The organism is Cereibacter sp. Soil_C_27 (genome assembly GCF_057657095.1).
Genome location: NZ_JBDGJD010000002.1, coordinates 1,049,992 through 1,059,671 on the forward strand (window position 1 = coordinate 1,049,992; position 9,680 = coordinate 1,059,671).

The window sequence follows — 9,680 nt, forward strand, 5'->3', positions numbered from 1 at the left end:
GCCTCAGCGCCCTGCCTTCAGCCGGGCTTCGCGTCGCCTCTCCACCGTCTCCATCCGGCGGCGCAGGAAATACCGGGTCCAGCCCTTGCCTTCCGGGCCGAGCAGCGCGCCCAGCTCGGCAATCGCCTCGCCGATCTGGCGCAGCGCCTCGGGGGAGTAGTGATCCGACGGCTCGAAGGATTGCGGGCTCTCGACCGCCGCATCCACCGCCCGGTCAAGCTCGCGCAGCATCAGCGGCGTCGCGGCGAAGACCGTCCGGTCCAGCACACGCGCGTCCTTCACATAGGTCTCGCGGATCTCCTCCGCCGTCTGCCGGTCCAACGCGACCTTGGTGCGCGCGCCCCCGCGCAGCGAGCGGGCGAGCGCGATCAGCCCGTGGATCACCCGCATCATCGCGTCACGCTCGCCCGGCTCCTCGCTGTCCATCGCCAGCGCCAGCGCCCAGCCCAGCTGCAACCGCAGGCCCGAGGGCCGGTCCTTCAGCTGCGCCTGCACCATGCGGAGCAGCACGAGGTCTTCCAGACTGCTGGACTCGTTCGACGACTGCTGCTCATGGATGCGAATCCTGCCTTCCGGGAAGGCATGCGCGGCGAAATCGTCGATGACCGAGCCGTTCACCAGAAACTCGCGGTGGAAGGGCCGCGCCACGAACTGCGGGCCGAAACTCTCGGCGCAGGCCCTGAGACCCGGCGTGAAGCGGAAGCGCCCGGCTGCGGGCCCCGCGCGGTGGAAGGCCGCGACCGAAGGGCCGTCGAAGTAACCGACCTTGCTTTGCTCGACGAAACCCGACAGCGTCCGCGCCGCATGGGGTCGGACATAGCAGATCACTGCGTGATCCTCGACATGCGGCAGGAAGAAGTCCTGCATCGCCTTGGCCGTCACCGCCGGGGCTACGCCCGAAAAACTCTCGCCCGAGATCACCGCATGGCGGTGGTCGCCCTTGGCCAGCGCCTTGCCGATCTGTTCGAGGTTCGGCATCTGCCGGTCGGCGGGCAGGAGCGCCCCCGTCTCGCCATAGGTCTTCACGTGGCGGGTCAGGTAATTGTGGTTCAGCGCCGTGGGATAGAGCGGCGCGCGCCCGTCCACCTCGATCAGGCCGGTGGCCAGTGCATCCTGGATCGCCGTCGTGCCCGTCTTGTGATGCCCGATGTGGAAAATCAGCCTGCGGTACGGATCGGGCATGGGAGGTCTCTGCAATCGGGTCAGTCCACCCCCGACTAACACGGGCAGAGGCCCCCAAACAACCCGCGCCCCGAGGATGCGCAGAGGGCCGCCCCCGGCGGGGAGCGGCCCTCGGACGACGTTCCTGCAGGCAGGATCAGCCCGCGACCGTCACCGTCGGATGCGACAGCGCCGTCATGATGCCGCGCAGTTCCGCCAGCCCCTTCAGCCGCCCGATGGCCGGATAGCCCGGCTGCGCCTTGCGCGTCAGGTCGTCGAGGATGTCCTGCCCGTGGTCGGGGCGCATCGGGATCTGCCAATCGGCGCGCCCTTCTGCCTTGCGGCGGGCTTCCTCGGCAAGGATAGCGCCGATCATTGCCACCATGTCGGTGTTGCCCTCCAGATGCGCCGCCTCGTGGAACGACCCGCCCAGATGGCGCTCTTCCAGCGCGACGTTGCGCAGGTGCAGGAAATGCACCCGCTCGCCCAGCCGTCGCATCATCCCCGGCAGATCGTTGTCCGCCCGCGCGCCCAACGATCCGGTGCAGAGCGTGATGCCGTTGGCCGGGATATCAACCGCCTGCATCACCGCGCTGTAGTCGGCCTCGGTCGACATGATGCGCGGCAGGCCCAGCAGCGGGAACGGCGGATCGTCGGGATGGCAGCAGAGCCGCATGCCGATCTCCTGCGCCAGAGGGCTGACCTCGGCAAGGAAATCGACCAGATGGCCGCGCAGCCGGTCGGGCGAGATGCTGTCGTAATGCGCGAGATGGGTCTTCACGTCGTCCATCGACATGCGTTCGGCAGCCCCCGGCAGACCGAAGACCACGTTGCCGGCAAGCTCGGCCTTGCGCTCGTCGCTCATTTCGGCAAAGCGCGCCTTGGCGGCTTCGGTCTGCTCGGGCGTGTAGTCATCCTCGACGCCCTTGCGGCGCAGCAGGAACAGATCGAAGGCCGCGAAGTTGAGCGCGTCGAAGCGCATGCAGGTCGCGCCATTGGCCAGCCGATAGGCCAGATCGGTGCGCGTCCAGTCGAGGATCGGCATGAAATTGTAGCAGATCACCTCGATCCCCGCCGCGCGCAGGTTGCGCATCGAGGTCTTCCAGTTGGCGATATGGGTCTTCCAGTCGCCGGTCTGCCGCTTGATGTCCTCGGACACCGGCAGGCTCTCGACCACCTCCCATTTCAGCCCGGAGGTTGCGCCGTCCTTCATCACCGCAAGCTCGGCCTGCCGCTGGGCGATCTCCTCGGGGGACCAGACCGATCCCGTCGGCCTGTGGTGCAGCGCGCTCACCACGCCCTCCACCCCGGCCTGCATCATGTCGTCGATGGATACGAGATCCTTCGGGCCGAACCAGCGCCATGTCTGTCTCATGCTGTCGTCTTTCCGTCTTGGGTGCCGCGCTCAGGCGTCGGCAAAGGTGAGCTGGACCTTGACCGAACGCCCCCGATCCGAGGCGGCGCGCAGCGCCTCGAGGGCTTCGGTCATCGGATAGGTGCCGGTGATCATCGGGCGCGGGTCGATGGCGCCCTCGCCGATCAGCCGCACGGCATCGGCGAATTCGGCGTCGAAACGGTGCGAGCCGAGGAACTGGATCTCCTTGCCGACCATCAGGTTGAGCGGCATCGGCGTGGGCCCGGCTACGCCGACCTGAACCAGCGTGCCCAGCGGACGCAGACAGGCCACCGCATCGCGGATCGCCGGAGCCGCCGCCGAACATTCGAAGACCAGATCGACGCGGCCCTTGCCCTCCTGCCAGGGCGCCAGGGCCTCCGGTTCGCGGGCAGTGTTCACCGCATGGTCGGCGCCCATCTGCCGCGCCACGGCAAGCGTCGCATCCTGGATGTCGGTGACGATGATCGTCGCCGCCCCGCGCTGCCGCGCCACGGCGACGCAGAGCGCGCCGATCGGCCCCGCCCCGGTCACCAGCACCGTCTTGCCCGCAAGACTGCCCGCGACCGCCTCGCCCCGGTTCGCGGCGTGCAGGCAGACCGCCAGCGGCTCGGCACAGGCGGCGGCACCCGGGGTGATGCCCTCGGGCAGCGCGAAGCACTGGCCCGCGCCGATCACCATCAGGTCGCGGAACATGCCCTGCTCATGCGGCAGGTACATGGCCGAGCCCTTGAAGCGCATGGCGCTGCAATGGTGGCGCAGCCCGGCGGAGCAGAACTCGCAGACGCCGCAGGGATGCGAAGGGTTCATCGCGACGAGCGTCCCGACGTCCAGCCCTTCCACGCCCTCGCCCAGCGCCTCGATCCGCCCCGCCGCCTCGTGGCCGAGGATGATCGGCTCGCGCACGCGGATGGTGCCGATGCCGCCCTCCTGCCAGTAGTGCAGGTCCGAGCCGCAGATGCCGCCTGCCAACACCGCCACCCTCACCTCGCCGGGGCCGGGCATGGCCAGCTCCCGGGTTTCGATCCTCAGGTCGTCCTGCCCGTGCAGGCAGACGACGCGGTTGACAGACAGGTTGGTCATGCAGGCCTCAGGGCATCAGGGTGTTGGGCAGCCAGGTCGCCAGAGGCGGCACGTAGCTGACCATCAGAAGGACGATGAGATTGGTGATGATGTAGGGCGTGATCGCCCGGATCACCGGCGAGAGCGGCAGCCGCGCGATATTGGCCGCGACGAACAGGCAGACCCCGACCGGCGGCGTCGTCAGGCCGATCATCAGGTTCAGCACCGCGAAACAGGCGAAGTGCAGCGGGTCGATCCCCACGGCCATGGCCAGCGCCTGCAGCGGCACGAAGAGGATGATCAGCGCGGCGATCGTCTCCATGAACATGCCGACGAACAGCAGCAGGACGTTGATCAGCAGGATCACCACGAACTTGTTGTCGGTGAACGAGAGCACCGCATCGGCCAGCATCTGCGGGATGCGCTCAGACACGAGGATCCAGCCGAAGACATTGGCGGTGCCGACCAGCACCAGAATGCCCGAGGAGCTGACCGCGCTGTCGATGATGATCTTGGGCACCCGCGCCAGGGGAAGCTCGCGATAGACGAAGAGCCCGACCAGCGCCGCATAGAGACAGGCGACCACCGCGGTCTCGGTCGGGGTGGTGATGCCGATCAGGAGCCCGCCGACGATCAGCACCGTCATCGCGATGGCCCAGATCGCCCCGGTGAAGGAGGAGAAGAGCTCCGAGACCCCCTTCCAGCTCTCGCGCGGGAAGCTGCGCTTCTTGGCGATGAAATAGGTGGTAACCATCATCGCAAAGCCCATCAGCAGGCCGGGCACCGCCCCCGCGAGGAACAGCTTGCCCACCGAGAGACCCGAGAGCGAGCCCACGATGATCATCGGCACGCTGGGCGGGATCATTGGCCCCACGGTGGAGGAGGCCGCGGTGACCGCCGCCGAGAAGGCGCCGGGATAGCCCGCCTTCTTCATGCCGGGGATCATCATGCCGCCGACCGACGCCACATCCGCCACCGCCGTGCCGGAGATGCCGCCGAACAGCATCGAGGCGGCGATGTTGGCCTGCGCCAGCCCGCCGCGCATCCAGCCGACGAGAGCGTTCGCAAAGCGGATGATCCGCTCGGTGATGCCGCCCGAGTTCATCAGGTTGCCGGCAAGGATGAAGCCCGGAATGCAGAGCAGCACGAAGCTGTCCATCCCGGCATACATCTTCTGCGGAATGACGACGAGCGGGATGTCGGCGAAGATCAGATAGGCCATCGACGAGAGGCCAAGCGTCACCGCCACCGGCAGGCCGATCGCCAGCCCGAGGACGAAGACGCTGAGAAGCAGGGTCAGACCCATCAGTTTTCCTCCGAGGTGGGAATGGGCCGGCCGTCATGGCGGCCCGTCAGCATCTCGAAGACACGCATCAGTGCCCAGAGACCGAGGGTCAGCAGAAGGACGAGCATGGAGGCATGGATGAAATCCATCCGCCAGCCGAGCGAGGGCGCGCTCTGCCGCACGCCGATGCGCATGTAATCCCAGGCCGCCGACAACAACAGCCCCGAGAAAATCACCGTCAGCATCGCGCAGATCAGCCGCAGCACCCAAGGGCCACGCCCCGGTAGGTTCTCCGAGATCAGGTCGACATTGACCATGTCGCCGCTGCGCAGCGCCAGTCCCGCGCCGAAGGCCGCGATGTAGAGCAGGCAGAACCGGGTCAGCTCCTCGGTCCAGACCGGCGCCGTGCTCAGAAAGGTCCGGGCGAAGACCTGCAGCAGCACCGAGGCCGAAAGCAACAGGAAGGCTGCCAGGATCAGGAGGCGGCACAGCCCCTCGAGCCCCTTGAATGCGTGTGTCATGCAAATCTCCGCAGGTTGCCGTGCCGGACCCGTTCCGGCACGGCGCTCTGGTGTCAGTTGTTGAAGATCGTCTCGACCAGCGGACGGATGTCCTCGGCCACCGACCCGATCACCGCATCGCGCGCCTTGGCGGCGAAGGCGGCCTGATCGACCTCGACGAACTTTACGCCCTGCGCCTCGAGATCGGCGACAAGCGCGGTCTCGTCGGCGGTAAACAGCTCGCGCTCATAGGCCTGCGTGCGCTTGGCAGCTTCCATCAGCGCTGCCTGATCGGCTTCCGACAGCTTCTCCCAGCTCATCTCCGAGATGGTCAGGTAGATCCACGAGCGCACGTGCTCGGTCTTGTTGATGACCTTCTGCACCTCGTAGAAGCCGCCCGACTTGAACAGCGCCAGCGGGTTTTCCTGCCCGTCGATCGTGCCGTTCTGCAGCGAGGTGAAGACCTCGGAAAAGGCCATCGGCGTCGGGTTGGCGCCGATCGCCTGCCAGGCGGCGACGAACAGCGGCACGTTCGGCACGCGCAGGCGGAAGCCGTTCAGATCTTCCGGCTTGGTGATCTCGCGGCTGGCCGAAAGGTTGCGCGGGCCACGGGCAAAGTAGGTCAGCGGACGGATCGCGGCCTTGGCGATGATCTCTTCCTCGATCTGCTTGCCGATCTCGCCCGAGGCGACCTCGTCCATGTGCTCGAGCGACTTGTAGGCATAGGGCAGCGCCAGCAGCGCGGCGGTCGGCGCCCAGTTCTGCAGGCTCTCGCCGGTGATCGTCATGTCGGCGGTGCCCAGCTGCATGCCGTTGATGACGTCGATCTCCTTGCCGAGCGACTCGTTGGGATAGACCTCGACGGCCACGCGGCCCTCGGTCAGCGTGTTCACCTCTTCGGCGAACTTCAGCGAGGCCTTGTGCCAGATGTTCTCTTCGTTCGCGAGATGGCCGAGCTTCAGCGTCACCTCCTGCGCGAGGGCCGTGCCGCCCATCAGCGCCGCGACGGCACAGGTGGCCGCAATGCGGGTCAGTTTCTGAAATGTCATGTCAATCCTCCTCCAGGATGGTAGGTCTTCCCGCGAACGCCGGGAGTTACAGAAAATACTCGGGTCTTTCCTGCCGGATGACCGGAAGATCCGTCAGGATGCCCTGCAGATGCAGCCGCATCGCCTGCTCGGCGCGCTCCGCATCCCCGGCAGCGATGCCCTCGATCACCTCGAGATGCTGCTGGATCAGCCGGTCGACAGGGAAATGCATGCTGGACAGGAAGCGCACCCTGTCCATCTGGCCCTTCATGTCCACCACGATGCGCCAGGCCTTGCCCTTGCCGGCCGCCTCGGCCAGCGTGCGGTGAAAGACCTCGTCCGCATCCATGAAATCACGCGCCGACCGCCCGACCAGATCCTGCTGGGCGGTCACCTGACGCTTCAGCTCCGCCGTCAGCGCGGGATCCGGCGCCGAGGCGAGGAGCTTCACGATATCGGCCTCGATCGCCTCGCGCACGAACCGCGCGTCCATCACGTCGGCAAGCGAGATCTTGGCGATGAAGGTGCCGCGCTGCGGTCGGACCTCGAGCAGCCCCTCATGGGCCAGCGAGATGAAGGCCTCGCGCACCGGCTGGCGGCTGGTGCCGAATTTCTGCGCCGTCTCGGCTTCGGAGAGGCGCTCGCCCGGGCTCAACGCGTTGTCGATGATCGCGGAGCGGAGCGCGGTATAGAGCTGGTCGACGATGCTGGGGCCCTGAGGCCGCAGCGTGACAGGTTTGACGATCCGTTCTTGCATGCGCTCTCCTCCCCGCGCCCTGCATATACCATACTACCATACCAGTCCAGCCCCGACTTGGCCCAGTCCCCCGCCCCTACCCCGCAGCGATGCCGAACTGCTGGCGATAGGCGGCGGGCGGCAGGCCGGTCAGCTTCTGGAACAGCTTGCGGAACGCGGCCGGGTCGGAATAGCCGACATCCCATGCGATCCGGTCCACCGGCACCAGCGAGCGCTCCAGCGCCTCGCGCGCCTTGGCGATGCGGACCTGCTGAAGGTATTCGACCGGGGTGAAACCCGTCGCGGCACTGAAACGGCGCAGATAGGTGCGCCCGGTCATCCCGGCCCGCGCCGCCAGATCGGCCACGCCCTGCAGGCTCGCCGCCTGGGCATGGATATGGTGCTGGCTCTGGCGGATCGCCTCGTCGCCATGGTCGAAGCGCGGCACGAATTGCGCGAAGGGCCGCTGGCTGCCGCGCGGCGGCTCGATCAGCAGGAAGCGCGCCGTGGCCAGCATCGTCGCCGGGCCGAGCAGCCGCCCCACCAGCGTCAGCCCCAGATCGGCCCAGGCGAGGATGCCGCCCGCCGTGATGATGTCGCCCTCGTCCAGCACCATGTGCTCCTCGGCCAGATGCACCTTGGGAAAGCGCTCGGCCAGTTGCCGGGCGAACGCCCAATGCGTCGTGGCGCGGCGCCCGTCGATCAGCCCGGTCTCGGCCAGCACGAAGGCCCCGGCACAGACCGAGCAGAGCGTCGCCCCCCCGGCATGCTGCGCGCGCAGCCAGCGGGCGGCGGCAGGGGCCGGAGCCATGCGCTCAGGCATGATGATGCTCGGCGGGGCGATGACATGGGTGAGCCGATGCTCCGCGCCCGGATGGCTGTCCCAGACGCAGCGGACTCCGCCGGCATCCGCCTGCCAATGCGAGACGCGGACGGCGCGCGCCGGCTCGCCCGCGCAATCCCCCGCGATGCGGAACAGGTCGGTCAGCCCGTAGATCGCCGCCAGTTGGCAGTCCGGGTAGATCAGAAGGCCGATATCGGCCACCAGCGTCACCTGCGGTGCCATTGTCCGTTTACCCCCGCTCATTGTCATTTCCGCCACGCCCCTTCCTGCCGCGCGGGGGTTAGCTTGTCCATACCGAACAGCAAGAGAGACAGCGACATGACCTTCGATCTGACGAGACGCAGCCTGCTTGGCACCGGCGCCGCAGCCGCTGCCCTCCTGCTCCTCCACCGCCCTTCCCACGCTCAAACCCAAGGAGACCTCATCATGGCCACGATCAAGACCCAGGACGGCACGACCCTCTTCTACAAGGACTGGGGCCCGCGCGATGCGCAGCCCGTCGTCTTCCACCACGGCTGGCCGCTGTCGGCCGACGACTGGGACACCCAGATGCTCTACTTCCTCGAGCAGGGCTACCGCGTCATCGCCCATGACCGCCGCGGCCATGGCCGCTCGGACCAGACCGACAGCGGCAACGACATGGACACCTATGCGCAGGACGTGGTCGAACTGGCCCTGGCGCTGGACCTGAAAAACGCGATCCACATCGGCCACTCGACCGGCGGGGGCGAGGTGGCGCGCTACGCCGCCCGGGCCGAGCCGGGCCGCATCGCCAAGGCCGTGCTGATCGGCGCGGTGCCGCCGATCATGCTGAAGACCGAAGCCAACCCCGAGGGCATCCCGCTCGAAGTCTTCGACGGCTTCCGCGCTTCGCTGATCGCCAACCGGGCGCAGTTCTTCCTCGATATCGCCTCCGGCCCGTTCTACGGCTTCAACCGCGAGGGCGCCAAGGTGAGCGAGGGGCTGGTGCAGAACTGGTGGCGGCAGGGCATGGCAGGCGGCGCCAAGGCGCATTACGACTGCATCAAGGCCTTCTCGGAAACCGATTTCACCGAGGATCTGAAGGCGCTGACCATCCCGGTCCTGGTGCTGCACGGCGAGGATGACCAGCTGGTGCCCATCGCCAACTCCGCCCATCTGGCGATCAAGCTGCTGCGGAACGGCACGCTGAAGACCTATCCCGGCCTCTCCCACGGCCTCTTCGCCACCCATCCGGAGGTGCTCAACCCCGACCTGCTGGCCTTCGCCCGGGCCTGAGGCATCGCGAAATGGAAAGGGGGCAGCCCGTCTGCCCCCTTTTCCCGTCAGCACCGCCCCGTCGCGCGAGGCGGCCGCCGACCATCCGGCTGTCGAGGGTCCGCCTCCCGGCTACTGCACCAGCTTGAAGTAATCCGCCTGATAGTTCGCATCCATGCCGGTGCCGCAGAAGCCCATCGACATGTTGCTCGTGCCGTCGATCATCCCGCCCGCAACCAGCGACGCGCCCTGGATGCCATCGGCGTTGGCGGCGAACTTGATCTCACCCGCAGCGAGCAGCTGGCTGCCGTAGATCTCCAGATTGCCGGCAAAGCTCATCCCGCCCAGCGAGACGAGCTGCGCGCCGCCGCCCTCGGCGCAGGCGTCGTCGCGGCCGATCCGCATGGCGCTGTTGTGGTGCATCGACGTGGTGCC

At 67.5% G+C, this 9,680-nt stretch carries 9 protein-coding genes and 1 pseudogene; 1 reads left to right on the top strand and 9 read right to left on the bottom strand.

Annotated elements, in window-relative coordinates; translation table 11 throughout:
- Nucleotides 1-3: 3 nt before the first annotated feature.
- From AC3A5Z_RS12125 to AC3A5Z_RS12160, 8 genes are all read right to left on the bottom strand, one after another.
- Nucleotides 4-1,182 carry a hypothetical protein gene (locus tag AC3A5Z_RS12125; RefSeq protein ID WP_487519583.1) on the bottom strand — a complete coding sequence of 393 codons (1,179 nt, stop codon included), beginning with the start codon at nucleotides 1,180-1,182 and terminating at the stop codon, nucleotides 4-6.
- 136 nt (nucleotides 1,183-1,318) lie between these two features.
- A complete protein-coding gene (gene uxuA / locus AC3A5Z_RS12130) occupies nucleotides 1,319-2,536 on the bottom strand; it encodes a mannonate dehydratase (protein WP_487519584.1) in 1,218 nt (405 codons plus the stop codon).
- 30 nt (nucleotides 2,537-2,566) lie between these two features.
- Nucleotides 2,567-3,637, bottom strand: coding sequence for an L-idonate 5-dehydrogenase (locus tag AC3A5Z_RS12135; RefSeq protein WP_487519585.1), 1,071 nt, complete (start codon nucleotides 3,635-3,637; stop codon nucleotides 2,567-2,569).
- A gap of 7 nt (nucleotides 3,638-3,644) precedes the next feature.
- Nucleotides 3,645-4,922: a TRAP transporter large permease gene (locus AC3A5Z_RS12140; RefSeq protein ID WP_487519586.1), complete on the bottom strand. Its 1,278-nt coding sequence runs from the start codon at nucleotides 4,920-4,922 to the stop codon at nucleotides 3,645-3,647.
- A complete protein-coding gene (locus AC3A5Z_RS12145) occupies nucleotides 4,922-5,422 on the bottom strand; it encodes a TRAP transporter small permease (RefSeq protein ID WP_487519587.1) in 501 nt (166 codons plus the stop codon). Before AC3A5Z_RS12145 ends, AC3A5Z_RS12140 begins: the two co-directional genes overlap by 1 nt.
- Before the next feature lie 53 nt (nucleotides 5,423-5,475).
- Nucleotides 5,476-6,450, bottom strand: coding sequence for a TRAP transporter substrate-binding protein (locus tag AC3A5Z_RS12150; protein WP_487519588.1), 975 nt, complete (start codon nucleotides 6,448-6,450; stop codon nucleotides 5,476-5,478).
- Between the two features lie 46 nt (nucleotides 6,451-6,496).
- A complete protein-coding gene (locus AC3A5Z_RS12155; protein WP_487519589.1) occupies nucleotides 6,497-7,186 on the bottom strand; it encodes a GntR family transcriptional regulator in 690 nt (229 codons plus the stop codon).
- A gap of 76 nt (nucleotides 7,187-7,262) precedes the next feature.
- Nucleotides 7,263-8,252: a GlxA family transcriptional regulator gene (locus AC3A5Z_RS12160; protein WP_487519590.1), complete on the bottom strand. Its 990-nt coding sequence runs from the start codon at nucleotides 8,250-8,252 to the stop codon at nucleotides 7,263-7,265.
- A gap of 183 nt (nucleotides 8,253-8,435) precedes the next feature.
- Here AC3A5Z_RS12160 and AC3A5Z_RS12165 point away from each other — a divergent pair, with 183 nt between their 5' ends.
- Complete coding sequence (locus tag AC3A5Z_RS12165) at nucleotides 8,436-9,266, top strand: alpha/beta fold hydrolase (protein WP_487519591.1); 831 nt, start codon at nucleotides 8,436-8,438, stop codon at nucleotides 9,264-9,266.
- A 111-nt stretch (nucleotides 9,267-9,377) separates the two neighbouring features.
- On the opposite strand, the pseudogene AC3A5Z_RS12170 reads toward AC3A5Z_RS12165, so the two are convergent.
- Nucleotides 9,378-9,680: pseudogene (locus AC3A5Z_RS12170) on the bottom strand (hypothetical protein); the annotation flags it as partial.

What these genes read in the sequence shown, in the direction of transcription:
- AC3A5Z_RS12125 (WP_487519583.1), bottom strand. Translation starts at nt 1,182, where the DNA reads ATGCCCGATCCGTACCGCAGGCTGATTTTCCACATCGGGCATCACAAG.
- AC3A5Z_RS12155 (WP_487519589.1), bottom strand. Translation starts at nt 7,186, where the DNA reads ATGCAAGAACGGATCGTCAAACCTGTCACGCTGCGGCCTCAGGGCCCC.
- uxuA (WP_487519584.1), bottom strand. Translation starts at nt 2,536, where the DNA reads ATGAGACAGACATGGCGCTGGTTCGGCCCGAAGGATCTCGTATCCATC.
- AC3A5Z_RS12135 (WP_487519585.1), bottom strand. Translation starts at nt 3,637, where the DNA reads ATGACCAACCTGTCTGTCAACCGCGTCGTCTGCCTGCACGGGCAGGAC.
- AC3A5Z_RS12160 (WP_487519590.1), bottom strand. Translation starts at nt 8,252, where the DNA reads ATGAGCGGGGGTAAACGGACAATGGCACCGCAGGTGACGCTGGTGGCC.
- AC3A5Z_RS12165 (WP_487519591.1), top strand. Translation starts at nt 8,436, where the DNA reads ATGGCCACGATCAAGACCCAGGACGGCACGACCCTCTTCTACAAGGAC.
- AC3A5Z_RS12140 (WP_487519586.1), bottom strand. Translation starts at nt 4,922, where the DNA reads ATGGGTCTGACCCTGCTTCTCAGCGTCTTCGTCCTCGGGCTGGCGATC.
- AC3A5Z_RS12145 (WP_487519587.1), bottom strand. Translation starts at nt 5,422, where the DNA reads ATGACACACGCATTCAAGGGGCTCGAGGGGCTGTGCCGCCTCCTGATC.
- AC3A5Z_RS12150 (WP_487519588.1), bottom strand. Translation starts at nt 6,450, where the DNA reads ATGACATTTCAGAAACTGACCCGCATTGCGGCCACCTGTGCCGTCGCG.